A 26,203-nucleotide genomic window follows, 5' to 3' on the forward strand; every position below is an offset into this window, starting at 1 on the left:
TTTTACTCGCTGGCGCTTACTACGACGCTCGCGATCAGCCAGAGCGAACTCACAACGGCGTCACTGCCTCAGCTGCCATCCGTGGCGACGCGCTGACCCGCCACTTCCGTGAAGATCAGCTCGACGCGACGGTTCTGCTGCCGGCCAGCCGCATTGTCGTTACTGGCCACCGGCGTGCTCTCGCCCTTGCCCAGCGAATTGATCTGACCGCCGGAGACGCCTCGCTGCATCAGCGCCGATTGCACTGACATCGCGCGGTTTTCCGAGAGCTGCTGATTGAATTCATCCGAGCCCACGCTGTCGGTGTGGCCTTCGATGAGCACCCGGCGATTCGGATCTTCCTTCAGCGCCTGTGCGAGGCGATCGATCGTGGAAAAGGCTCCCGGCTTCAACGTCGCCTTGCCTGTGTCGAACAGCACGTCGCCCAACGTCAGCACCAGGCCCCGGTCGGTCTTCGTCGCCTTCAGATCCTTCAATTCCTGTTCGAGGCTCTGGGCTCTGGTGCGGGCTGCTTCGGCCTCGCGATCGCGGGCCTGCGCCAGGACCTGCTGCCGTTCGCCTTCGCCCTTGGCGATTTCGTCCTTCGCCTGTGCCTCGAGAATCTTCTCATTGGCAATCTGCGCATGCGTCGCGGCGACCGTGGCTTCGTAACGAATATCGTCGATCTTCCCGCCCTTCTCTACCATGCGATTGGCTTCATCCAGCGCCTTGCGGGCATTGGAGATGTTTTCCGCGGCAACACCGGCGCGCGGCGAAGATTCGACTTGCGGAACCACGGCGCGAGCGGTTTCGAGCTCGGCGATGGTTTTGTCCGGTGTCGAACTGCAGGCTGCCATGGCAGTTGCCATGGCCAGGCCCAGAATCAGATTATGTGTGCGTTTCATGATCGCGACCTCAGAGATAAGTGGAGTGCTGTTACTGCTGTGACGTCGCGGGGCGATTCGTTTCCTGGCGTAGCGTCTGGATGCTCGCCAGTAGCTCATCCGCCGCCTTGCGCGCGCTCGCGTTCTGCGCCTTCGCGGTCGCCAGCTGAGCGCTCAGTTCCGCCTGCTTGGCGTAACGTTGCGCGCGAGTTTCGTTCTGCTCTTCCACCGCCTTCTGTGCCTGTGTGAAGTAGTCCTTCGCCTGCTGCAATTCGATCGCGCCGGCTTCCGAGGAACCCAGGGATTGCTGCGCCTGCTTCACGGCCGTTTCACTACGCGCCACCTCCTGCCTCGTCAGTTCCGACACTCCGCCGCAGGCAGTCAATGTCAGCAGCGAAGCGGCAGCGCCTGCGACCAATGTCAGGGACCTGAATGAAATACTCATGATGGATCTCCATAAACCGAGCGTGGTCACACGCGCGCCAGTTAGATTTCGAGAAATTTGTGGATCAGCTTCTGGAAGGAACAACGCGCATTTGCGAAGACCAGTTCCCCCCGCGTGGATTTACCGACGCATCTGCACTTTTCGCAGCGGCGCATCGTCGGTAGAGTGCGGACACCGTGTGTACTCCGGGATTAACTCATGACCCCATCGTCGGCCATCGTCCGCGTCCTGCTGCCATTACTGTGCCTGGTCTTCGCCTCCTGCAGTTCACGCGCGCCCGAACCCGTCGCAGGAACTTACCGCGCAACACTGGAACTGCCCGGAGGCCCGGCTCCGTTCGGTCTTGAAGTACGACGCGAAGGCGATGGCATCGTGCTGTACCTCGACAACGGCAGCGAACGTACGCGCGTGCCGAACGTGACCATCGCCGATGGCAAGCTGGTCGCAATGTTCCCCGGCTATGAAAATTCACTGCACGCTGACATCCATCGCGATCGCCTCGAAGGCAGCGTGACACTCATCAAGGCCGGCGGCGTCGAACAGGTGATTCCTTTCCGCGCGAAGCTCAACGAGAACTGGCGCTTTCATCCCGAATCGCTCACCGACAATGCCGACGTGTCGGGCCGATGGGAGGTCACGTTCACCGACGACACTGGCAAGACGAGCAAGGGCGTCGCGCTGCTCGAGCAGAGTCACGATCGCGTGACCGGCACGGTGATGACGCCCACCGGTGATCACCGCTTTCTCGACGGACAGATTCGGGGTGACGAATTGCAGCTGTCCACATTCGCAGGTGGTCTCGCCTATCTGTACAAACTACGCCTCGAGAAGGGAGCGCTGGTCGGCGAGTACTGGCAGGGATTGAACAGTCACGAGAAGGTCGCGGCCCAGCGCAATGACGACGCGCAGATCGAGCACATCGAAACGACGCTGAAGTCCGACCGTTTCGATTTCACCTTCAACGACGTCGACGGCAAACCGGTGTCGCTGAGCGACGAGCGTTTCCGCGGCAAGGTCGTGCTGGTCACTCTCGGCGGCACCTGGTGCCCGAACTGTCACGACGAAGCCGCCTTTCTCGTGCCGTTCTACAAGGAATACCGGGAGCGTGGTTTCGAGATCGTCGCGCTGATGTTCGAGCGCCACGGCGACTTCGCCAAGGCGGCGGCTGCCGTGCGCGGCTACCAACGCGATCTGCATATCGACTACCCGATGCTGATTGCCGGCGTCGCTGACGATGAGGATCCGGAACGCAAGCTGCCGACGCTGAGCGGCGTGTACGGCTATCCGACCAGCATCCTCATCGATCGCCAGGGAAAGATTCGCGACGTGCACACCGGCTTCAATGGTCCGGCGACCGGCCATCACTACGACGAGTACGTGCGGGAGTTCACGCAGCAGGTGAATGCACTGCTGGCGGAAACCACGTAAACGCGAAGGGAGGTCAGGTTCTGAGGATCTGGCCCACCTGTCTTTTGCGGCCTTTGCGGATCGGCGGCCGCCACATAGGTCCGGGTGGCGCCGAATCGTTCGCCACGCATCGATGCCGCAGACATAATGCGCGGCATGACGATTCGGGCTGGATTGATCGGCTTCGGCCTCGCCGGACGCTACTTTCACGCGCCGCTGTTGGGTCCGGCGGGCATACGCCTGCACTGTGTGGTGACCAGTCGCGTGCAGGAATTGCGCGATACCTATCCCGACGCACTGGCGCTGGAATCGGCGCAGAGCCTGATCGCACGGGGCGATGTCGATCTGGTGGTGATCGCATCGCCCAACCAGTTTCACTTCCCGCAGGCGCGTGCGGCCCTGCTCGCCGGCAAGCATGTCGTGGTCGACAAACCCATGAGCATCACTGCGGCCGAAGCCCAAACGCTCGCAGAGCTCGCTCGCAGTCAGCGCCGCGTACTCGCCGCGTTTCAGAACCGGCGCTGGGACAGCGACTTCCTGACGGTCCGCAAGCTGCTGGACGGGAATCGTCTGGGCCAGCTGGCGTCGTATCGCGCACGGTGGGATCGATTCCGGCCCCAGGTTGCCGACCGCTGGCGCGAACGCCCCGATCCCGGCAGCGGCATGTTGTACGACCTTGGGTCGCACCTCATCGATCAGGCGCTGACATTGTTCGGCCGACCCGACTGGGTGCAAGCCGATGTGTTCGTTCAGCGCCCGGATGGCGCCGTGGATGATGGATTCGAGATTCTGATGGCCAAGGGCTCGTTGCGTATCTCGCTCGGCGTCAGCTCTCTTGCCGGACCGGGCGATTTTCGTTACTGCATTCACGGCAGCGACGCGTCGTTCGTGAAATACGGACTCGATCCGCAGGAAGACCAGCTGCGCAGCGGCCAGGCGGCGCTGGACGCCGGCTTCGGTGTCGAGGCCGAGGATCACTGGGGCGTGTTGATATCGAGCACGTCGTCGCAGCGCGAAATCGTGCCTTCCGAACGCGGCCGCTGGCTGAGGTTCTACGAAGCCGTGAAGCAGAGTATCGTTACCGGCGCAGATGCCCCTGTGACGGCCCACGACGCCCGCGACGTGATCGAGATCATCGAAGCCGCGCAGATCAGCAGCCGCGAAGGCCGCCGCATCCCTCTTCTTTAGAAACTGTCCACTATCAATTTTCAACTATCGACTATCCGCCATGCCCTCCTTCGACATCGTTTCCGAACTCAACGCCCACGAAGTTGCCAACGCGCTCGACCAGGCCAGCCGCGAAGTCGGCACGCGCTTCGATTTCAAAGGCTCCGATGCCAAGTTCGAACTCAAGGATCTCGTCATCACGCTGTCAGCCCAGGCTGAGTTCCAGCTCAAGCAGATGATGGACATCCTGCGACTCAAGCTGAGCAAGCGCGGCATCGACGTGCAATGCATGAAAATCGACGATCCGGTCGTCACGGGCTCGACCGCGAAACAGGTGGTCACGCTGCGCGAAGGCATCGACACGGAACTCGGCAAGAAAGTACAGCGGCTGATCAAGGACTCGAAACTCAAAGTCCAGGCCGCGATCCAGGACAAACAGGTGCGGGTCACCGGCAAGAACCGCGACGACCTCCAGGAAGTCATCGCGATGGTGCGCGGCGCGAAACTCGAGATGCCCTTCCAGTTCACGAATTTCAGGGACTGAGGGTATTGAGGAGTAACCGCAAAGAACGCATAGAGCGCATAAATAGAGAATAGCCGCAAAAAAATCGCAGAAATCGCAAAGCGGAATTGCAATCAATCCAGCCGTCCTTTCTGACCTTGCGTGTTTTGTGCCTTTTGCGGCTATTCCCTCATCTATTCCGTCTTTGCGTTCTATGCGTTCTTTGCGGTTACTCCGGCTCTTTCCCGTACGCCTGCCACTCCTTGCCGACGATGAGCCGCGCACCGCGCGTGAATGTCATGTATGACCACGCCCACTGCACCAGCACGATGATGCGATTGCGGAAGCCGCTCAATCGATAGATGTGCACGAGCAGCCATACCCACCAGGCCAGCCAGCCTGAGAGCTTCAGACCGAAGATTTCACAGATGGCGCGGCTGCGGCCGATGGTCGCGAGCTGGCCGAGGTTGCGATAGCGAAACGGTTTGCGCAGGCGGCCCAGCAAGTCGTTGCGGATCATGTCGGCAGCGTACTGACCCTGCTGCATGGCGACGAGTGCCACGCCCGGCAGCGGTTTGCCGTCTTCGCCCTGGCTATGCGCTAGGTCCCCGATCACGAACACTTCCGGATGACCGGGCACGCTGAGATCGTCTCCGACGATGACGCGTCCGACCTGATCGACGGGCACGCCCAATGTTCGGCCGATGTCGGCAGCGCGTACGCCCGCTGCCCACAGCACGGTGGAGGCGCTGACGTGTTCATTGCCGACGGTCACACCGTTCGGCGTGATATCGGTGACGCGCGCAGCCGTCCAGACCTGCACACCGAGGGATTCGAGATCGCGCATGGCGCGTGCGGCGAGACCGGCATCGAAGGACGGGAGGATGCGCGGACCGGCTTCGACCAGGATGACGCGGGTCTGGCGCGGATCGATGGCGCGGAAATCACGGGCCAGCGTGTAGCGACTCATCTCGCCGATCGCGCCGGCGAGTTCGACGCCGGTCGGACCGCCGCCCACGACGACGAAGGTCAGGTGCTGCCGCCGTAGCCCGGCATCGCGTTCACGCTCTGCTGCTTCGAATGCTTCCAGCACGCGGCGGCGGATTTCCGTGGCCTGCGGCAGCGTTTTCAATCCGGGGGCGTTCTGTTCCCATTCCTCACGACCGAAGTACGCGTGCTGCGCGCCGCAGGCGAGCAACAGGTAGTCGTAGGGATATTCGCCGCTGTCCGTCAGTACGCGTTTGCCCGCAACGTCGATGCGTTCCGCACGTGCCTTGATGACGCGGGCATTGCCGCCCGCCAACAGACTGCGGATCGGTGCGGCGATCTCCGCGGGACTCAGTGCCGCCATCGCAACCTGGTACAGCAGCGGCTGGAACAGATGGTGGTTCTCGCGATCGATGACAGTGATGTCGACATCCTGCAGACGCTGCATGCGACGCGCTGCATTGAGTCCTGCGAATCCGGCGCCCACCACCACGATCCGTTTCACTCGGCACCTCGATCAGTCGGTACGATTCACACCGCCATTCATCATGCCGCGCGCCCACTCCAGTACGGGTTCGACCCGCGGCGACACGAGTTTCAACGCACCTTCGAAGTCGACCCAGCGATACTCATTGTGTTCGGGACGGCCGAGTTCTTCGATGACCGGCAGCGACACCTCGCTCGTCCGGGTACGCGCAATGTAGTAACGCGCCACTTTGCCGCGGCTGTAGGGACCGGTCTCGGTGTGCTCGTGGCCCCAGATGAATTCGAGGTCGTCGATCAGCGATTCCTCGCGGACTTCGCGGATGGCGGCCGCCAGCGGTTCTTCGCCGGACTCGACCATTCCCTTGGGGAAGTCCCAGTGATTGAAGGCGCGCAACAGCAGAAAGCGCCAACCGTCGGGGGTTTCGCGCGCCACGATGACGCCAGCCGACAGTCTGGTGATGCGGGACATGGGCCCGAGTATAGCGATCAGGCGGGGGCTGCTGGGTACTGGACGCTGTCCCGCGGGATGCTTTCGGTCACGCTGCTGGCCAGAACCCACGGCAGCGGCATCAATCACACCTTGAATTTCCATAGCCTAGGCCTATGGTGTCAGCCGTGGCATCATGACCCTTCCGTCCACCAGCAGCCCTTCCTATGAATCTGCGTGATCTTCGATACTTCGTGGCCCTGGCGGATACCCGTCATTTCGGCAAAGCCGCCGAACGTTCCTACGTCAGCCAGCCCACGCTGTCGGCGCAGATCAAGAAGCTCGAGAACTATCTCGGCGTACAGCTGATCGAACGCCAGCCGCGCAAGGTCTCGCTCACCGAAAGCGGCTTGAAGATCCTGCCGCTGGCTCGGCGCATCCTGCAGGAAAGCGATGACATCGTATCGCTGGCCCGCAACCAGCACGATCCGCTGTCAGGCAAGATCAAGGTGGCACTGATTCCCACCATCGGCCCCTACCTGCTGCCGTTGGTAGCGCGCAAGCTGCGCAAACAACTGCCGCAGCTCAAGGTGATGCTGTACGAGTACCAGACCCAGCCACTGCTCGACCGGCTGCGCGACGGTGAGATCGAGCTGGGCATCCTGGCGCTGCCGGTTCCTCACGATGGACTCGAAACACGCGCCCTGTATGAGGAACCCTTCACCGTCGCAGTGCCGAACCAGCATCCGCTCGCAAAAAAGCCGTACGTGAAGCTCGATGACCTGAACGGTGAAGAACTGCTGCTGCTCGAAGACGGACACTGTCTGCGCGATCAGGCGCTCGATGTCTGCAGCAGCCTCGACGTGAAGGAAAACGACGATTACCGCGCTACCAGCCTGGAAACGCTGCGACAGATGGTTGCGGCGGGCCTGGGCATCACCCTGCTGCCGGAACTGGCGACGCAGGGTCCCTTTGGCTCGGGCCATGGCCTGACCGTCAAGAATTTCGCGCGCCCGGTGCCCACCCGCACGGTCGGCGCCGTCTGGCGCAAGAGCAGCGCCCGCTCGGAAGCGATCGATGCGGTCTGCGAAGTCATCAGCAGTTCGATGAAGAGATGAAACCATGCTGAACCGCCGCGCATTGCTGTTCGCAGCCGCACTCCTGACACTGACGGCTTGCGGTCAGACTCAACCGCCTACGGTCGTCGTGAATGCATGGTCACCGGCGGCGCCTCCGGGCGCTACCGTGGTCGCCGTCTACGGCGAGATCAGTGCCAGGCAGGACGATGTGCTGTTGCGAATCGCCGCGCCATCCGCGACATCGGCAGAGCTGCATGAGACCAGCGAAGAGAACGGGATGATGAAGATGCGGCCTGTCACGCGACTTGAACTCAAAGCAGGCACGCCGGTGCAGCTCGCACCGGGCGGCATGCATGTGATGCTGATGGGCATGCAGGAGGCTTTCGCTCCCGGTGCACAGATTCCGATCACATTCGAGTTCGAGCAGGCCGGCGAGGTCAGCGTGATGGCGCAGGTCAAGTAGCGCGCCGTCGCCGCAATGACCTCCGTTTCCCCCGATATCAGCGATCTGCACGACGAACAAATCGTCGGTTTGCTGCGCACGGGTGCGCACGGCACCCTGCTCAGCGCCTATTTCGGCGATGTTGCCTACCGCGAGCTGAGTCATCTGGCGCGACTCGCCGCGATCCGGCGTGACGAACGCGGACAACGTGTATTCATTCTTCCCGGCATCATGGGATCGCGGCTTGCCGAGGTGGATGGAGCGAATGCGGGCCTCGTATGGCTGCATCCGTCGGCGATCAGCCAGGGATTGCTGTCGAATCTCGCGCTGCCGGGATCGCCGACGCTGCGCGCCGTCGGCATCATGTTGCCCGGCTATCTCAAACTGAAACTGTCGCTCGAGGTCGCCGGCTTCACACCGGTGTTTCATCCCTTCGACTGGCGCCGCGATCTGATCGAGCTGGGACTCGAGTTCCTGCAGGTCATCGAACGAAGCGGCGCGCGCAAGGTGCTGGTCGTCGCGCACAGCATGGGTGGCCTCGTGGCGCGTGCGGCGCTGGCGCACGACACATCGAACCGTATCGAGCGACTGGTGCAGCTCGGCGCGCCCAACAATGGTTCGTATGCGCCGCTGCTCGCGTTGCGTGCGGTCTATCCAACCGTGCGCAAGATCGCTTCACTGGATCAGCGTCACAGCGCCGAAGAACTCGCGCGCGATGTCTTTCGCACGCTGCCGGGACTGTATGAACTGTTGCCTGAAGGATTGTTCGATGCTGACGCCTGGCCGCGCGATGAACTCGCACCGGAGCTGGCATTGCTGGCGCAGGCGCGACGCTCCCGTTCGCAACTGGCCGACGCAGACGAACGCTGCCTGCTCATCGCTGGCACCGGCCACGAAACCGTGACTGCAGCCGACGTGCGCGACGGCCAGTTCGATTACACGTTGCGTGCAGCAGGTGACGGTACCGTGCCGTCGTCGCTGGCGCTGTGGCGCGGCGCGCGAACCTGGTTCGTCGCCGAGAATCACGGCACGCTGACGCAGAACAATTCGGTGCTCGCGGCGGTCGATGAGCTGCTGCGTCACGGCGATACGCAGCGCTTGTCGGATCAATCGCCTCCTGCCATCGACACCGAACGACATATCCTCGAAAGCGAGCTGCGCAGGCAAGCCACGCACAAGGTTCGCTGGGACGAACTGTCGCTCGACAGCCGCCGCCGGATCCTCGATCCCGTGCTCACGCCGGAATTCTGCCGCGTTTGCAACAATACCGACATTACGTAAAGGACCGGCACCTTTCCGCGACGGCCGGGGCGCTATCTGCTCAAGCGCACCGCCGGCGGGACGATATCTGACTCAGGCAGCGCAACTTGCGTGTGCCGCGTCACGTCCATTCCCGAATCAAGGAAAGCACGGTGCCTGAGTCGCCGCGGATGCCCGGCCTGCATGCCGTCATGCTAGCCGCCACGCTGCTGGTCGCCAGTTGCGGCGGCGGTGGTGGCGATGATGCGCCTGCGAGCCCCGCCGCATCCTTGCCGCCGCGACCAGTGCAGCAGACGGACCTGCAGATCGCGCAACTCATCTACGCCGGCACGCCGCGAACACCGGCCGGCTTCCAGGAAGACTCCCAGCCCGCAGGTCTGCACAACGTAGCCACGGTGCACCTGAAAAACACCGACATCGATCCGTCGCTCGTGGCACCGGCGCCGCAGCACGAACTCTGCACGGATGACTGGACTGTCGCACTCGACTGGTCGGAGACCCACGCGCAGCACGCGATGACACAGTACGCAGACCTGGTCGAGACGAACGATGCCGCTCACTACTACGAGTTCGGCCGTTCTCGCGAAGGCGATCCGGATTTCCACATGCGTGAACGCGTTTTCAAATGTTCGTATCTGAATAGGGCGACCGCGAATCTTCGCTCTCCGGAAGGCTCGGCCGGTGAATTGCATCAGCGGCCGCTCTCCGGCGATGAACTGCGCACGCTGGCCGAATACCTGTGGCGATTCACTCCCTACAACAACTTCGGGCATGCGGTATTGAAGAGCAGCGGCGAGTCGACGGCATCGACGCTCAGCCACACGCTGATCATCGCCACGCTGGAACGCGCCGTTGCATCGGGCCGCTGCGACCGGATCGATGTGATTGCCTGGCGTCACGACGCCGATGCCACCTCCGGCGCGCTGCGACTCGATGTGGAAACGCTGTGGAGTTTCAACGCGCGCGAAGCCGGCGGCGGCGAACTCTGTCAGTAACGTCCGTTGCGATGACCTGGACGCAGCGCGTCCAGTGACAGATCCCTGAACGTGTCCTGGTCGGCCTTGACGCGGAACTTGATGAACGGCCCCTGCGCCGTGTAGCGGCTGGCTTCGAAGTCGTCGTCGCGGAATCCGCTCCAGTTGTAGCCGATCGAAATCCAGATGTTCTTCGCCACGGCGTAGCCCACGTCCACACCTACTGCTGTCTCGCTGACGTCCGATTCGAGCGAACCCAGCAGCGTACCGTGCAGGCCGACATCGACACCATCCGTGAGATCGTGGCGCAGGTCGACGCCATACAGGCTGGACAGACCGCTGTAGCGTTCGTCGTCGAAGGTGCTGCGAACGTAACGGGCGCCGAGCTGCAGGCCCAGTTGCATCCAGGGATTGAGCTGCCAGTTGGAGTTCAGGTTGTTGACGAGGCGCGCCGATTCGAACTCGCCGCGCAGATCGCGCTGCGATTCCTGTTGCAGATCCAGACGATTCAGCACGATCCAGGCGCTCGTTGCCGGGCGGTAGGCCCAGGCGAGCTGCATTTCGCTCGCCATCGTGTCCGCACCGGTCGCGAACCGACTGTCGAACCAGGTCGACGACATCGCGAAGGCGTGACCGGCAATCGGCTCGCGATAGAAGCCGCCGGAGAACACCCGACGTTCCTCCTGGTCCGAATGACGGTTCTCCAGGCGCGAGGTGAAGGTCCAGAAATCACCGCGGAAGGTCGCGCCCGCGAAGGCGGCCAGGTAATCGCCATTCAGCGAGCCGGAGGACAACGCCGCCTTCGCGTTGAAGGGCGACACGTTCGTGCCGCTTATCGTGCGGCTCCGGTCGACGCCGACATCCAGGTCCCAGCGCTCACTGGCCTTCCATCCCTGCATGAGGCCGAAGTTCGCGAACACGCGCGGACCGTACTCCGTCGCCTGCTGACTCATGCTCGACTGGATCTGTGCCCGCTCCCACGGTGAGGTGCGCACGCCGAGGCGGGTCATATCGGCATCGAAGTCATCGCCGTCCGCATGTTCGTATTCGGCGAAGAAGCTGGTGCTGGCGCGCCAGTGATAGTCGACGCCGATGAGGGATCGCGCCGGGAAGTCGACGCTGGCGTTCTTGCCGCCCAGCGGCAGATCCTGGGATGCGCGCAGCGTGATGAGATCGCGGAACAGATCGAGGCTGCCGTTCACGAAGGCCTGCTGCGACTCCCGGTCGCCGTCGCTTAGTCCCGTGTCCGACACGTGACGGGCGCCGACGCCGACGGTGTAGTCGTCGGACTCGCGCCGCACCTCGGCGCTGACGTAGTCACGTTGCGCACCGCTTGCCAGCATCTGCTGCCGATAGGTCTCGCCTTCGAGCGCGAAGCGCTCGGTGATGTTGTAGCGCGCATCGGCGCCAACCTTGCGCGTGCCATCTTCGGAGGTCATCTGCTGTCCCAGACCGAATCCGCCTTCCTGCTCGCGCAGATACAAACGCGCATCGAGACTTTCGGTCACGTGCTCCACCTGCGTGAGGTACGCCATCGCCTGCGCCGTAGCCGTCGGATCGTCTGATTCGCTGCGCGCCACTTCCGCCCGCAGCTCGGTCGACGCAGCGATCTGCCAGCGCAGATCCGTCCCCACCAGACGTGAATCGCCCGCGATGGCGCCTTCCTGCAGGTACGTCGTACCGACCTCCATCCGATCGCCCGCGAATTGCATTGAACCGCGTCCGCCCGCCGTGACCTGCGACTTGCCGCCGCTCAGGACTTCGTACTCCGCCACGATGACAACGGGATTGAAACCGGCGTCGCGACTGGGGACAGGCTGTTTGAAGAACACCGTGCCGTTGAGATAGTCGATGCTGTAGTCGATGTACCTCGTGAAGTCGCGCGACTCGATGACGACTTCGCTGTGGAAGCGATCGCGCACTTCGACACGGATCCTGTCGCTGTTGACGATGAGCGGGCGGCGCGACAAGCGGTACAGGCCGGACGTACCGTCACCCGGCAGTTCATCCTTCACATAGCCCTGCTGCGATTCTGCGGCGAAGGCGGTGTAGCCGAAGCGTTCGCCGGCATACTCCGCTTTGAGACCGTTGAACGTGCGGCTGTAGCGCGACAGTTCGGTCACCGTCATGCCGGTCGTGAAGCCGCCGAACAGGGCGGCGAACTGGCGACGCTCCATCTTGAGATACAGCTTCTCGGTCGTGGCCGCTTCGAAGCGCTGCTCGGTCGCATCCCCATAGAGCGTGTAGAAGCGATTCGGATCGATCGTGCCGAGCAGACGATCCTTCTCGGCCTCGTGATCGCGCGCCGAGTCATAGGCCATCGTCAGCAGCGTGTCGCCCTTGATGGCGCCCTTGGCGAAGAACGCGACACGGTCGCCTGTCGTGTAGCCTTCCTCCAGCCCGGCATCCTCTGCCGACTGCATGTTCTGACGGATCGCTTTGTAGGCGCTCGTGCCCTCGGCGAGACCGACCAGAATCCAGTCGCGTGCGCGGGGTTCGAGCCACACGCGGATTTCCTGTTCCTGGCGTTCATTGAGACGCAGCCGCACGACCGCCGTGCCCGCCTGCGACGTCGGCTCCAGTTCGAGGCGTGCAATGCCGTCGGCGTCGACACTGAACGTCGGCGAGCGCGTGCCGACCGCGACCAGCTTGTTGTCATCGCGCGATTCGACCTCCCACCAGGAACGATACGGCTCGCTGATGCTCCAGCCGCCGAGCGTGCCCGGACGCGCCGGCCGGCCGTACGCATCGACCATGCGCAGTGCGATGACCGGATGCGTCGTGCCGTCTGCCACCAGGCTCGATGCCGCACGATCCAGCTCCGCACGCACTGCGCCACCGGCATAGTGCACGTCACGTTGCAGCTCCGTGACGAACTGGCCGTTGTCATCGAGAACCCTTGCAGTCAGCCGATTCTCGCCATTGCGCACATCCACGCCCCGCCAGCGACTCAGCGCAACCGTGCCCGCCGCATTGGTGGTGACGCCATCGAAATTGAGTGCGCTCACCGCGGTACCGTTCACCGCCAGTTCGAGCCGCTGCGTCGGCAGATGTCGAATGGCAACCGACAGGCTTGGGATCGCAGGCAACTCATCTTGCGCAGGCGACACCCAGTCCACGCCCGGCTGGACCTGTTCGATATCCATGCCGCGCGCTGACGACTCCTTGACGACGAGAACCGGCGCAGCAGCAACCGGTGCCGGATCGAGCAGACCCAACGTAGCCACCGCAGGTGAAATCGCGTCAGCACGATGCAGGGACAAACCACCGGCGGCCTTGACGCGCAGGCCCTCGATTGCGACGTCGACCCGGCCGTGCAGTGCACGCTGCTCGTCCACGGCTGCGGCAGCATCGGCTGCGACGCTCACGCTGTCGGAGTCGATGCCGAGACCATCGGCCAGGTACTTCGCCACGGCGTCGGCGCGCGCCAGGGCCAGCGCCTGCGGATCGGCGGAAGCAACGGAGTGACTGGCAGCGACCAATGCCGTATCGGTGTGCCCCGTCACGCTCAGGCGCAAGTGGGTGACGCCGCGCCATTCGTCGACGATACGATCCAGCGGCTCGCGGTCGGCGGGCTGAAGCGGGGTATCCAGCAACTCGGAGCGCGGTGCGAAGCGATATGACGCGGTCTCATGCAACAGATGGCCGCGCAATGCGACATTCTCGACGGTGACGGTGGCCTGATTCTTCGCCGCCGGTGTATCGAAGCGCGCCAGCGCCTTCACCGTCATCCCGCCACTGGATGCTTCATTCAGTCGTGTGTCGAAAGTCAGCGTCGACGCGACGTCCGCCGGCAGCGTGCCGAGCTTGAATATCAGCACGTTCTCCGCCCGCGTCGGATCGACCGCCGATTTCGAGTTCAGGTGCGCACTGCCGGGCACGTAGGCCAGTCCATCGGCCAGCACGGCCATGATCTGTGCATTGTCGATGGCGAGGCCGGTGACGTTGAGGGTGGCGGTGTGCGAGAGCCCTTCGATGGACTCAGGGCGAGCAGGAAGAACTTCTTCCGTCTGCGTTCGCCCTGAGCCCGTGACCGCAGGGAATGGTTCATCCATCGAAGGGGCCGCCGCCCGCGACTGAAACTGCAACGTCACCTCGCCCTTCGCCGGCTGCTTTCGCTGCAGCACGAAGTCGCTGCGCCACAGGGCGCCGCCGCGCACATCGACAAATTGTGAGTAGGCGCTGCCCGCATTGCGTACGCGTCCAGGGCACGTCGACGCGAGGTGAGTCGAAGGGATCGTCACGGTGTCCATCTGCACGACATGCGAACCGGGTGTCACGTCATCGAAGTGATACTTGCCGTCGTCATCCGTCACCGAGTAACGGCCGTCTTCGAGATACACCCGCACGCCGCGAACACCCTGCTGCCGATGCGCCAGTGCCGAACAATCGCCTTCGGTGACGCGGCCCATCAGGATGGCGCGTTCGCGGAACAGTTCTTCGCGCAACTGAATGGTGGCCTGGGCGGTATTGGAGACCGTGCCATCCGGCCCTCGCGCCTGTGCGCTGTTGACGAGCTGTTTGCCGCGCGCCGCCACGGTGATCTCGACGACATAGCGGATCTCGACGCGCTGACCGGCACCGAGACGGCCGTGAGTAAAGGTCAGCGTGCGGCCATCGGACGAAATGGACGGGTCCGTTGCCACCGCGCCTTCGATGCGTGCGGAGCCGGGACGATAGCGCGCGCCATCGGGCAGGCGATCGACGATGCTGACGCCGGGAATCGCGGCATTGCCGGAGGTGTTCTCGGCGACCAGCGAGTACTGCACGAAATCGCCAACGGCCGCGACCGTCGTGATCGTGCTCTTGCGCATGAACAGTTGTGTCGCAGCGGCATCGACGGGCACATCGATGGCGATCGTTGGACCAGCCTCCACCGCGAACGTCCGACCGAATGAACCGTCCTGAAGCCGATACGGACCGCCCGGCGAATTGGCGAGATCGCCGATGCTCAATGCGCTCGGGAAGGCATGCCCCGCAGGGGGATCGACCTCCAGCCGATAGCTGCCGGTGGCGATCAATGGAAAGCGGAATACACCGGCCGGCAACGAGTACACCGAGCCGCCCGAGTCAGTGACCTGCTCGCCGGTCACCATCTCTGCGGGATAGCGACTGGCGCCGTCGTCGCCGAACACGCTGGCGAGCGCCCCGGTCGCGTTATCGATGAGACGGACACGTGCACCGTCAACCGGTGCGCCAGTCGCGGAATCGAAGACGAGTCCGTAAGGATCGACCAGCGCGCTGGCATTGCTGACATCGCGCGCATCGAGCGGATCGACATAGAAAGAGTTCAGCGCTGCATTGCGCGCCACTTCGAGCACGCAATTGCCAGCGCTCGCCGCAGCGGCGCGCGTCTGAATGTAGCCGGCAAAGATGCCGGTGTCGGGTCCGGTCTCGGCGAGGCGCAGTACTTCGCTGTCCCCCGCGGGGGTCGACACGCGCAGCTCCACAACATCGATTGCCGCGGCGTCGAGGTTCTGATCGGCATCGACGAGTCGCAGGAACGTGGCTTCGCCACCGTGAAGTGACGCGGTGGTCGCCAAAGCGACTGGCCTCGACAAGTCGATGATCGTTCCCGCTGCGGACTGAGGCGGAGGCAGTGTCGATATCGTGTTTCCCGACCGACACTGAGTCAGGTGCATCGTCGTCTCTGAACCCGCGCCCGCGCCATCGATGCGCAGAATGCTCAGCGTCGAGCGCGTTGGCGCACTCGCCACCACCGTACGCACCGCGTTGCTCGCGATCGTCTGCGGATTGCCCTGCGAGTTGGCGAACGACACGGTCGCCACGTTCTGAATCACGGTGCCCGGCGCGGTCTGCGCCGACACCACGCTCGCCATCAGGCCGGTGGCGAGCAGAAGCAAACCTGCGAACCATGCACGGTTTTTGCTGTTCGCAGACACGCCGAGGGCGGGACGGTTGTTCACCGTCCCGCCCGCGTCGTGTGTCGGAGCTTCGCAATTCTCGCCGTGCATCAGCTCACATCCCGTGAGCACGCCGCACAGCGTCGTGGTTACGCATGTGACGATCCTTAGTTGATCGTCACCCGGAAACGCACGGTTGCGGTCTGGCCGGCCGGAATGCTGGGACGGCTGGCGCCCGCAATGGTCAGCGTGCCGCTGGCCACCGAGCAACCGTCGGCATCGGCCGCTGCCGTGCACGTCGTCGTGCCACCACCGCCGGAGACAGCGATCTCGATGTCGTTGCCGCTGTACGCCCCGGTGGCGATCGCGGTGTTCGCATTCAGCGCATCCGTGACCCCCACCTGCTGCGCTGGCACCGCACCGGTGTTCGCGATTGCAATGGCGTACTCGACCACGGCACCGGGGATCGCTTTCGGATTGCTGGTGTTGTTGAACGGATCGCTGATGATCGTCGCGCTCTTGGTGACGCCCAGCGTCGCCGAAGACACCGTGTACACGTTGGTCGTGCTCTCGGTGCCGTCGCGACCTGCATCGCCGAACACCGTGTCGATCCCCGCCGTGTCGGCGCCTGCGGTCTGCACGATGTCGGCACCGACCGCACCCACGTTGAGCGTCGTCGGCTCGATGGAGATCGCCTGCAGATTCACGGTCGCGGACTGGGTGTTGGCCGCTGTCCCCGGAACGTCGGCGAGCACGAAGACCGTGGTGCTCTGATCGGCCGCCAGCATCGCAACGGTGGTCGCCGTGTCCGTCGCACCGTCGTACGTGCCGGGCGTGAACGAGGCGATCGGCTGGCCTGCAGCGGAATCGACGCGCACTGCGAGATTCGCGAGATCGAAGTTGTCCGACCCGACATTGGTCGGCGTGAAGCGGAAGCCGATCGGCCGGTTGGACGTGTTGGTGATGCGGAAGGTGCGAACCACACCGACCGCCGCCGGAACCGTTGCCGCAAGTTCTGTCGGCGAAGGCGTGATCGCCACGACCGACAGGAAGATGCGACGGTCGACGACGAACGTTGCCGCCGAACTGTTGATAGGCGTCTGTGCGACGCCGCCCACGCTGTAATTGACCGACGCCGTATTGCTGATGGACGTTCCGGCCTCGGTGCCAGCCGCGTAAGCGCTCTGCAGCGCTGCGGCGGACGACACGATGAACAGCGCGAGGCTTGCCTGCTTGAGGTGCCTTGCAATCGACATTACGAATCTCCTTGGTGACACAACGAATGGGTGATCGGAAGCGATGGGAATCAGTCGACGATGGCGCGATAGCGCACGAACGCAGTCGCGCCTGGCGTGAACGCAGTGCGGTAGCTCCAGCGGATGTGGCGGATTTCTTCGGGCCGTACGCCGCGCGTCGCGCCATTGACGTCGCGCACACTCAGGGCACTGGAAGCTTTGAATTCCCTGCCGTCGACGGAATACGTGATCTCGGTGCCCACGCCCATGGCGGTGTTCGCCACGAGCGTCATGTGCTCGGGCACGGGGTTGGCGATGACGATGTTGTCGGCCGGCTTGCTGCAGCGATTCTTCGCCGTCACGGTCCACACCACCTCATCGCCCGGCAGCGCCCTGGCGATCGGCACGAGGCGCGTAGCCTGCGCGCCCTGTTCGTTGATGTACGACTGTTCGGATTCCGCCGTCGTCGTCAGCTCGATGCAGTTCTCCTGTGCGGAGACGGTTTGCAGGATGCTCAACGCGAGCGCGGCGGCCAGCGCATGTGAAGGAGTACTCATCGACATAGTCGTCTCTCCGCAGGTTTCAGGCTGTAGGGCAATGGGCTGTCGGTAAGCAAGAAGACGCGCGACTGCATGCCGCAGACGTAAGCGAACTCGCGCGAAAGCGCGTTCTTGCCTACAGCCCACAGTCCACAGTCCACGGCCTTCTCCTCAATCGATCGTGACGGCGAATTCGATCGTCTGCGACGCGCTGGCCGGGGTGAGATCGCCGAGGGTGATACGCACTTGCGGCGCGGGGGTGGACGCGAGTTCGCCGCCATCGCTGTCGGCGTCATCGGAAAGCGAATCGCTGTTGAGACGCAGCGTGCCGGGCACGTACGTCGTGTTGACCGGAATCGTGTCGTTGAAGAGCGCACCGACCGCCGTACCCGAGCCGGTTGCAGTCACGACGATCTGATAGTTGATGCGGGCGCCGGGCGTCGCGCGGGAACCGCCGAACGGATCGACGACGGTCTGCGACTTGATGACCGCAAGCTGCAACCCGGCAACGACGTACTCACCCACGTGCTCTGCGCGTGCGCCGGTGTTGCCCGCCATGGCATCGAGTCCGCCATCGCCCTGGCCGGCGAACAGCGTTCCCGGTGCGCCGGAACCGGTACGCGCGGTGGCCGTCAGCTGGCTGCGTCCGCGCTGCCCATCGCCGGCGCCGGCCGGAATGTCGTTGACCAGAATCACGCGCACGCTCGCATCCGCCGCCAGCACCGGATCGTTCGTGCCGGGCACGTAAATCGTGTCGCCCGCCGACAGATCGTTGCTGTTGTCCGTGTCGAAGTAGATGGGATTGACCGCCAGCGTCGGGTCGAACTGATCGCCCGTGAGTCCGGCACTCAGTGCAGCGAGATCGAAGCTCTCGGTGCCGTTGCCCGTGTTGGTCACGGTGAAAACGAGTTCCTGCTGTGTGCCACCGGGCGACACGGAACCGGCGCCGGCCACCGTGACCACGACGTCGAGAATCTCGACGACGATGACATTCACCGTGTTGGACGTAACCGACTGCGGTGCGCCGCCGACGCTATAGGTGATCTGCGCGGCGCTTTGAATGCTCGTGCCTGCCGTCGTGCCTGCGGCACGGACGGGCGACGTGGCGCAAAGCGCCAGCGCGAGCAGCAACAGCAATGAACCACAGCGAACCAAGCGAGTTCTCCCGGCGGATCCGGATCGGCTCGGCGTGCTGCTGGGAAACTCGCTCACTCATCCATTGCCCCAGGCGTCGCCAAGCCTTTTCCCTATGCCGGGGCATTCTTGTTGGGCAGAAATCGCTGTTTGTGAATGTGGTCGCAATTCGCCGGGGATCCCTCAAGATTCGCGATGAAGTGCCGATAGCATCGCGTTTTCGCGGGTGCCGGCCGCGCGCCGCTGAAATGAGCGGAGGAGATTGCGAGAACTGCGTCGCAATGACGGTGTCGATCATGCACGCCCCCGCGCGTGACGCATGCACATAGGACATAAGCACAACGGTTTACCGGCACTCCAGGCCTAGGCGCGCGTACTTGCACCGAATCGAGACGGGCATCGCGATTCGTACAGGGTGCCGACATAAGCGCGTCAATTTGTGATCGGTTCACGTCGGCTTGCGAGTTCCCCTCATCTACCTTGCGCCGATCCATGCCGCGGTAGATCGGTCGTGACTGCCAGGTTCGCCACATTTCTCATCGGTCTTGCAATGCTCGCGCTCGCTGCCGGCCGCGTGCATGCGGCCACGATCACGGGCACTGTGTTCGAGGACGCAAGTTATGGCGGCGGTGCGGGGCGTGCGCGCGTCACGGCGGGCGGTATCGGCGTGCAGAACGTGCGCGTGGAGTTCTACGAGAACAATGGTGCCTACGCCGGTACGGCCACCACCAACAGCGCCGGCTTCTATACATTCAACTACAACGGGCACACGCTGAAGCGGGTACGTGTCGTCAACGGCACGGTGCGATCGACACGCAGCGGCGGTGCAGCGTGCACGACCTGCGTTCCTGTGCAGACGTTTCGCGTCGAGGCGCCCACTGGCTCACTCGTGGCCGTCACGGACGAAGTCGGTGGTCGCAACCCGGCCCGCAGCGACTACGCCTCGCGCGCGGCCAGCTTTCCTGCGACCAGTGCGACGCAGACGATGCAGTCGTGGAGCGAGGTCGATCCACCCAGCAACACGACGTTCGGTGGCATCGATTTCGGTTTCAACTTCAGCACCATCGTCAACACGCGCGATGCGGCCACCTGCACTCCGAGCGACACAGGCAACACGTACTTTCCGTGCCAGGGCACGCTGCGCCAGTTCCTGATCAACTCGGCGACACTCGGCACGCCGGCGAGTCAGTCGGGTTCCGGCCTGATCGGCGGCGTGACGACATCGCTGCCCTCCGGCGCCGAGACGAGCATCTTCATGATCCCGACGACGGGCGTCGCATCGATCGCGCTCGTCACTGCGCTGCCGACGATCAGCCGCGCCAATCTGCGCCTCGACGCCACCACGCAGACCGTCAACATCGGCAATACGAACGGCGGCAGCTCCGGCAGCGGCGGCTCGGTCGGTGTGTTGGCCACGCCGTTTCCGCAGTTCCCGCGGCCCGAAATCGAGATCGCCGACGCGGCGTTCACTCTTACCGGCACGAACCAGGCGATACATGGCTTCGCGTTGCCGCGCGGCGCGATTGCAACATCGGGCGCGAATGCCGTCGTGCGCGACAACTTCGTCGGCGTGGCTGCGAACGGCACGGCAGATTCCGGCAGTGCGATGGCCATCGTCTTCACGGGCGCGAACGCGTCGATCCGCAGCAACTACGCCTCCGCCAACAACTCGGTGATTCGCGGCAACAGTCCGGGTGTCGCCGCACAGGTCAGCTTCAACGAAGTGATCCGCGCGTCGTCGACGCCCGCGGACACCTTCGACGGCATCCTTCTGATCGGTAGCGCCACCGGCGCTCGCATCGAGAACAACCTGACCCGCAACCAGCCGGGCGCAGGTATCGAGCTCGGATTCGAAGGCGGTTCGATGAGTGGCGTGGTGATCACCAACAACACGGTGCGACAGAACGGTTTCTCGGGCGCGGGATCCGCGCCCAACACCACGTCGGGCAACGAACCCACCGGCATTGCAGCGTGGAATTACTCGGGCAGCGGCAACGAGATCTCGCTCAACGTCATCGAGAACAACGCCGGCCCCGGCGTGATGCTCAGCGCCGCGTCGGGCACGCGGCTCTCGCAGAATCGTTTCAGCAACAATCGCGGCCTGAGCATCGACCTGTATCCGGCGTCGACGGATCCAAACAGCATGGACGCCCCCAACGGTCCGACGCTGAACGACAGCGGCGACGGCGACTCCGGCGCGAACGGTCTTCTGAACTTCCCGGTCATCACCGCCGCGACCATCGCCAACGGCGAGTTCTCCGTGGCCGGCTTCGCCCGACCCGCCAGCGCCATCGAACTCTATGTCGCGCAGGCCGATCCCACGGGATTCGGCGAAGGACTCACGTATCTCGGCACTTTCATCGAAGGCAGCAGTGATCTCGACGGCACGACCGGCAACTACTCCGGCACCGTCAATGGCTTGAACCAGGGCAGCGACACGACCAATCGCTTCCTGTTTCGCGGCCCGCTGCCGCCCGGTGTCGCGGCAGGCAGGGTACTCACCAGCACCGCCACGCTCGGCGGACAAACCTCGGAGTTCGGCGGCAATGTCACAGTCACCGGCGGGCCAAACCTCGTGCACGCCAAATCCGCGCGCGTCGAATCCGATCCCTTCAACAATGCCGCCAACCCGAAGAGCATTCCCGGCTCGATTCAGCTGTACACGATTCGCATCACCAATCAGGCCACCGGCGCGGTGGACAACGACTCGATCGACATCATCGATTCGATTCCGCTCAACACGGCGATGTGCGGGCTCAGCGGTACAGCCGTGACCTTCCAGAACGGCTCGCCATCATCGGGCCTGACGTTCAACGCCGCCACCAACGTGTCGTACTCGATCACTGCCAGCGGACCACCGATCTGGGGTTATACGCCCGCACCGGATGCCACCGGCTGCGATGCGGCCATCCGTCACATCCGCATCAGCCCGCGCGGCACCATGACTGCGAGCAGCGGTTCGGGAAATCCGTACTTCGAGGTGCTGTTCCGGGTGAAAGTACTGTGAAGAAGCATTTGGAAGCGCTGACGTATCTTTTGTTCGTCATTCCCGAGAAGCGCTCGATTGTCTGAGAAATCGCGGTTGAACTCTCTGTAGCAACCATCACCGCGCGCGCCTGTCGGCCGTGCGACTGGTGAGGACAGGGGGAAGGTCTTGGCGAGACCTCCCGTTGTTTCATCTCGGCCTCGAAGAGGTCGCCGCAGCATTTGTGCAGTGGCCACTTTGCCTGTAGATACACTGTCGGGCACCGCTCCTGCTGCGTGCCAGCCTGACTTGGGAGCGCCCATCTGCGTTGCCCTTCCCGACACAAACCGGGTCCGCCAAGCCCCTCCCCCTATCCTCACCAGTCGCGAAGAGCGCGCTGCTGAGGGTGGATCTTTCGAGAAAAGCCGCTCGAAGCTGCCCACGCGCCTTGCTTCGCTCGAGGCGTTTCGGGGCTTTCGAAAACATGGATGTTTTCGAAGAGCCTCCATGGACGGATTCACGGCGCCCCGAAACGCCTCGAGCGAAGCAAGGCGCGCACCCACCGACTTCGATGAACTCGAAAGTGGAGTCTCTGCTCGCAGCCAGGTGAACCTCCACCGGATGCGTAGGCAGCTCGCTCCCTCACTGACCGTCGCGATCCGGCCCCACACTCGCACTTCCGCAGATCCCAAGCCTTCCCGCCCCCGCACATTGGGTATAGGCTTGCCGCATCGATCAGATGCGATGTCAACGAACACCGCACGATTGCTTTGCGGGGGCTGAGTGGCGGTGGAACCGACCGATACCGGAAATCCTGACTACTACCATCGTGTCGTCGATTGCCAATGGGCCTGTCCGGCCCACACCGACGTCCCCGAATACATCCGACTCATTGCGCAGGGACAGTTCACGGAGGCCTACCTGGTCAACCGTGAGTCCAATGTTTTCCCGGGAATTCTCGGTCGGGTCTGCGACCGGCCGTGCGAACCTGCATGCCGGCGCGGACGCGTCGAAGAAAAGCCCGTCGCCATCTGCCGACTGAAACGCGTCGCGGCGGATCATCGCGACGATGTCACACCGTTCCTGCCGCGCGCGCCAAAACAGAAGAACGGCAAGCGGATCGCATGCATCGGCGCCGGACCCGCATCGCTGACCGTCGCCAACGACCTGATGCCGCTCGGTTACGACGTGACTGTTTTCGAGAGGTGGGAGACGCCTGGCGGCCTGATGCGCACCAACATCCCATCGTTCCGCTTGCCGGCCGCCGTGCTGGCGGAGGAAATCGGCTACATCGTGGACATGGGTGTCGACCTGCGGCTCGGCGCTCCGGTGGACAGTCTCAAATCTCTGCTGAATACGCGCGAGTTCGATGCCATCTTCATTGGCAGCGGCGCACCGAAAGGCAAGGATCTCGATCTGCCCGGCCGCAATGCCTCGGACGCGGTCCGCGAACACATCCACATCGGCATCGACTGGCTCGAATCCGTGGCGTTCGATCACATCAAGAGCATCGGCAAGCGTGTGCTGATCATCGGCGTCGGCAATACGGCGATGGACTGCTGCCGCACATCGCTGCGCCTCGGCGCGACCGACGTGAAAGTGATGGCGCGCAAACCCCGCAACTTCTTCAAGGCGTCGGACTGGGAACTGGAAGACGCCGAAGACGAGAACGTCGAGATCGTCATCAACCACGCACCGAAGTCCTTCGTGGTGGAGAACGGCAAGCTCACGGGAATGATCTTCGAGCGCATGGAGTACCAGCTCGACGGCAACCGCATCGTGGCAGAGAACACGGCTGGCGAAGTGCTCTTTCCCTGCGACGACGTGATTCTCGCGATCGGCCAGGAGAACGCCTTTCCCTGGATCGAGAACGACCTCGGCATCGAGTTCGACAAATGGCACGTCCCGAAGGTCGACAAGGTGACGCATCAGTCGACGCGGCCGAATGTGTTCTTCGGCGGCGACGCGGCGTTCGGACCGAAGAACATCATCTGGGCGGTCGAACACGGCCACCAGGCGGCGATCTCGTTGCATCGGTTCCTGCAAAACGAGCCTGTACAGGAACGGCTCCCGCCGCTCATGAACCTGTCGAGCCGCAAGATGGGACTGCACGAGTGGTCGTACAAGAACGACTACAACTCGACCGAGCGGCGACTGATGCCGCATGTCTCGCTCAAGGAGCGCTTCAAGAAGATCAATATCGAGGTCGAGCTGGGCTTCGATGCCGAACAGGTGGCCGCGGAAGTGCAGCGCTGCCTCAACTGCGACGTGCAGACCGTCTTCGAGGCGAAGCTCTGCATCGAATGCGATGCCTGCATCGACATCTGCCCGGTCGATTGTCTCACGATGACGGTGAACCGTCCCGAAGACGAGTTGCGCCTGCATCTCAAGGCGCCCGCGCTCAACAAGACGCAGCCCCTGTTTGTCTCGACGCCCCTCAAGCAGACCGCGCGCGTGATGGTCAAGGACGAAGACCTGTGCGTGCACTGCGGCCTGTGCGCCGAACGCTGTCCCACAGCCGCATGGGACATGCAGAAATCGACCATCCAGATTCAGCACGCGAGTGATGCGACCCCATGCTCCAGTCCGCAGACGCGCAAGACCGCATAAACGACTTCGTCATCAAGCTTGCGAACGTCAACGGAACCGGCTCCGCCAGCGCCAACACGCTGCTGATGAAGTCCATGTTCCGCATGGGTATTCCCGTGATGGGCAAGAACTACTTCCCATCCAACATCCAGGGACTGCCGACGTGGTACGAGGTGCGCGTAACGCGCGACGGCTACGTGGCGCGTTCAGGTCGCATCGACATCATGGTCGCCATGAACGCCGAGACTTACGCGCGTGACGTGCGTGAAGTCGATGCTGGCGGCTACCTGCTCTATGACTCGAGCTGGCCGCGGCCGACGCTGCTCAAGCGCGATGACATCACCATTCTGGGTGTGCCGCTGGCGCGGATGTGCAACGAGACGTTCAAGGGTGTGCGTGCGCGCATCCTGCTCAAGAACATCATGTACTCCGGCGTGCTCGCCGCGTTGCTGGAAATCGACCTCGATGTCATGCGTGCGCTGCTCGCCGAAAGTTATGCGAGCAAGAAGGCGCTGCTGGATTCGAACGTGCAGGCGCTGGAGATCGGCTACAACTACGCCCGCGAGCATTTTCAGTGTCCGCTACCGATCCGTGTGACACCCATGGACCGCACGGCGAATCACATCCTGATCGACGGCAACACGGCCGCGGCGCTCGGCTGCCTGTATGCCGGCGCGACGGTGGGTGCGTGGTATCCGATCACGCCGTCGACGTCGGTGATGGACGCCTTCAAGGGGTTCTGCCAGAAGTGGCGCGTCGATCCAGCGACTGGCAAGAACAACTACCTCATCGTGCAGGCCGAGGACGAACTCTCGGCCATCGGTGCGGTGATCGGCGCCTCCTGGAACGGCGCACGCGCCTTCACGCCGACCAGCGGTCCGGGCATCTCCCTGATGAACGAATTCATCGGACTGGCTTACTACGCGGAGATTCCCGCCGTGCTGTTCGACATCCAGCGCGTCGGGCCCTCCACCGGCATGCCGACCCGCACACAGCAAGGTGACATCATGGCGGCGGCGTACGCATCGCATGGCGACACGCGCCACGTGCTGCTGTTCCCCGCCAATCCGGAAGAGTGCTTCCACATGGCGATCAACGCCTTCGATCTTGCCGAGCGCCTGCAGACCCCGGTGTTCGTCATGTCCGATCTCGATATCGGCATGAACGACTGGATGTGTCCGGTGCTCGAGTGGGATGACAGCTATCAACCCGATCGCGGCAAGGTCCTGACGAAGGAGCAGATCGAGCAGCTGCCGACCAAATTCCATCGCTACCTCGACCTCGATGAGGACGCGATTCCCTATCGCACCCTGCCCGGCGTGCATCCCAAGGGCGCGTACTTCACGCGTGGCTCGGGCCACAACCAGTACGGCGGCTATACCGAGGATGCGGCGGACTACCAGGTCGTGCTCGATCGCCTGAAGCGCAAGTTCGAGCGCGCCAAGTCGCTGGTGCCGAAGGCTGTCATCGAAACCTCCGGCAACCAGGCCGCCATCGTTTCCATCGGCAGCAGCGACGGCGCCGTGCGCGAAGCACTGCACCTTCTCAATGCGCGCGGCGTGAGCCTCGACTACATGCGCATCTGTGCTTTTCCCTTCGGCCAGGACGTGGAGAAGTTCCTCGCCACGCACCCGCTGCTGTTCGTCGTCGAACAGAATCGCGACGCGCAACTGCGCAGCCTGCTGACACTGGAAACCGCAGTCGAAAAGCACCAGCTGCGCTCGATCCTGCACTACAGCGGCCTGCCCATCTCGTCGAGCTGCATCGTCGATGGCGTGCTGGCCGAACTCGGCTCTGCTTCTCGCGCTCGCTCAGCTATCTAAGACCCATGAGTAACC

The 26,203-nt window shown here is 63.4% G+C and carries 18 protein-coding genes; 10 read left to right on the top strand and 8 right to left on the bottom strand.

The window, feature by feature from the left end; genetic code table 11:
* Positions 1–68: 68 nt before the first annotated feature.
* Together VIZ63_RS06585 and VIZ63_RS06590 are read right to left on the bottom strand one after the other, a co-directional pair.
* On the bottom strand, positions 69–884 hold the full coding sequence (locus VIZ63_RS06585) for an OmpA family protein (RefSeq protein WP_331608736.1): 816 nt from the start codon (positions 882–884) through the stop codon (positions 69–71).
* 31 nt (positions 885–915) lie between these two features.
* Positions 916–1,308 (bottom strand): DUF4398 domain-containing protein, encoded by a 393-nt coding sequence (locus VIZ63_RS06590; protein ID WP_331608737.1) that lies wholly within the window; start codon positions 1,306–1,308, stop codon positions 916–918.
* Positions 1,309–1,506: 198 nt separating this feature from the next.
* Here VIZ63_RS06590 and VIZ63_RS06595 point away from each other — a divergent pair, with 198 nt between their 5' ends.
* The 3 genes from VIZ63_RS06595 (at position 1,507) to VIZ63_RS06605 (ending at position 4,426) form a co-directional block, all read left to right on the top strand.
* Entirely contained in the window at positions 1,507–2,736 is a 1,230-nt protein-coding gene (locus VIZ63_RS06595; protein ID WP_331608738.1) for a TlpA disulfide reductase family protein, read from the top strand.
* Between the two features lie 135 nt (positions 2,737–2,871).
* Positions 2,872–3,903 (top strand): Gfo/Idh/MocA family oxidoreductase, encoded by a 1,032-nt coding sequence (locus VIZ63_RS06600; RefSeq protein ID WP_331608739.1) that lies wholly within the window; start codon positions 2,872–2,874, stop codon positions 3,901–3,903.
* Positions 3,904–3,943: 40 nt separating this feature from the next.
* The gene (locus tag VIZ63_RS06605; RefSeq protein ID WP_331608741.1) at positions 3,944–4,426 is read left to right on the top strand and encodes a YajQ family cyclic di-GMP-binding protein; all 483 of its coding nucleotides are present in this window, start codon (positions 3,944–3,946) and stop codon (positions 4,424–4,426) included.
* Between the two features lie 187 nt (positions 4,427–4,613).
* On the opposite strand, the gene VIZ63_RS06610 is transcribed toward VIZ63_RS06605, so the two are convergent.
* Together VIZ63_RS06610 and VIZ63_RS06615 are read right to left on the bottom strand one after the other, a co-directional pair.
* On the bottom strand, positions 4,614–5,876 hold the full coding sequence (locus tag VIZ63_RS06610) for an NAD(P)/FAD-dependent oxidoreductase (protein ID WP_331608742.1): 1,263 nt from the start codon (positions 5,874–5,876) through the stop codon (positions 4,614–4,616).
* A 12-nt stretch (positions 5,877–5,888) separates the two neighbouring features.
* Entirely contained in the window at positions 5,889–6,326 is a 438-nt protein-coding gene (locus tag VIZ63_RS06615; protein WP_331608743.1) for an NUDIX domain-containing protein, read from the bottom strand.
* A 185-nt stretch (positions 6,327–6,511) separates the two neighbouring features.
* On the opposite strand from VIZ63_RS06615, the gene VIZ63_RS06620 reads away from it, so the two are divergent.
* From VIZ63_RS06620 to VIZ63_RS06635, 4 genes are all read left to right on the top strand, one after another.
* On the top strand, positions 6,512–7,402 hold the full coding sequence (locus VIZ63_RS06620; protein ID WP_331608744.1) for a LysR substrate-binding domain-containing protein: 891 nt from the start codon (positions 6,512–6,514) through the stop codon (positions 7,400–7,402).
* A gap of 4 nt (positions 7,403–7,406) precedes the next feature.
* Entirely contained in the window at positions 7,407–7,826 is a 420-nt protein-coding gene (locus VIZ63_RS06625; RefSeq protein ID WP_331608745.1) for a copper chaperone PCu(A)C, read from the top strand.
* Between the two features lie 15 nt (positions 7,827–7,841).
* Complete coding sequence (locus VIZ63_RS06630) at positions 7,842–9,086, top strand: alpha/beta fold hydrolase (protein ID WP_331608746.1); 1,245 nt, start codon at positions 7,842–7,844, stop codon at positions 9,084–9,086.
* Positions 9,087–9,217: 131 nt separating this feature from the next.
* Positions 9,218–10,060 carry a hypothetical protein gene (locus tag VIZ63_RS06635; protein ID WP_331608747.1) on the top strand — a complete coding sequence of 281 codons (843 nt, stop codon included), beginning with the start codon at positions 9,218–9,220 and terminating at the stop codon, positions 10,058–10,060.
* Here VIZ63_RS06635 and VIZ63_RS06640 read toward each other — a convergent pair.
* The 4 genes from VIZ63_RS06640 to VIZ63_RS06655 all read right to left on the bottom strand — a co-directional run bounded on the left by VIZ63_RS06640 (position 10,054) and on the right by VIZ63_RS06655 (position 18,832).
* Entirely contained in the window at positions 10,054–15,966 is a 5,913-nt protein-coding gene (locus tag VIZ63_RS06640; RefSeq protein WP_331608748.1) for an OmpA family protein, read from the bottom strand. The two genes, VIZ63_RS06635 and VIZ63_RS06640, sit on opposite strands and share 7 nt — an antisense overlap.
* 104 nt (positions 15,967–16,070) lie before the next feature.
* The gene (locus VIZ63_RS06645) at positions 16,071–17,159 is read right to left on the bottom strand and encodes a hypothetical protein (protein WP_331608749.1); all 1,089 of its coding nucleotides are present in this window, start codon (positions 17,157–17,159) and stop codon (positions 16,071–16,073) included.
* Positions 17,160–17,209: 50 nt separating this feature from the next.
* Positions 17,210–17,695 (bottom strand): hypothetical protein, encoded by a 486-nt coding sequence (locus VIZ63_RS06650; protein WP_331608750.1) that lies wholly within the window; start codon positions 17,693–17,695, stop codon positions 17,210–17,212.
* Positions 17,696–17,848: 153 nt separating this feature from the next.
* On the bottom strand, positions 17,849–18,832 hold the full coding sequence (locus tag VIZ63_RS06655) for a hypothetical protein (RefSeq protein WP_331608751.1): 984 nt from the start codon (positions 18,830–18,832) through the stop codon (positions 17,849–17,851).
* Positions 18,833–19,322: 490 nt separating this feature from the next.
* On the opposite strand from VIZ63_RS06655, the gene VIZ63_RS06660 reads away from it, so the two are divergent.
* The 3 genes from VIZ63_RS06660 (at position 19,323) to VIZ63_RS06670 (ending at position 26,188) form a co-directional block, all read left to right on the top strand.
* Positions 19,323–21,818 (top strand): right-handed parallel beta-helix repeat-containing protein, encoded by a 2,496-nt coding sequence (locus VIZ63_RS06660; protein WP_331608752.1) that lies wholly within the window; start codon positions 19,323–19,325, stop codon positions 21,816–21,818.
* Positions 21,819–22,565: 747 nt separating this feature from the next.
* Entirely contained in the window at positions 22,566–24,386 is a 1,821-nt protein-coding gene (locus tag VIZ63_RS06665; RefSeq protein ID WP_331608753.1) for an FAD-dependent oxidoreductase, read from the top strand.
* Positions 24,353–26,188, top strand: a complete 1,836-nt coding sequence (locus tag VIZ63_RS06670; protein WP_331608754.1) for a 2-oxoacid:acceptor oxidoreductase subunit alpha — start codon at positions 24,353–24,355, stop codon at positions 26,186–26,188. The genes VIZ63_RS06665 and VIZ63_RS06670 overlap by 34 nt, the downstream gene beginning before the upstream one ends.
* Positions 26,189–26,203 lie beyond the last annotated feature (15 nt).

Source organism: Povalibacter sp. (assembly GCF_036520495.1).
Taxonomy (GTDB): Bacteria; Pseudomonadota; Gammaproteobacteria; order Steroidobacterales; family Steroidobacteraceae; genus Steroidobacter.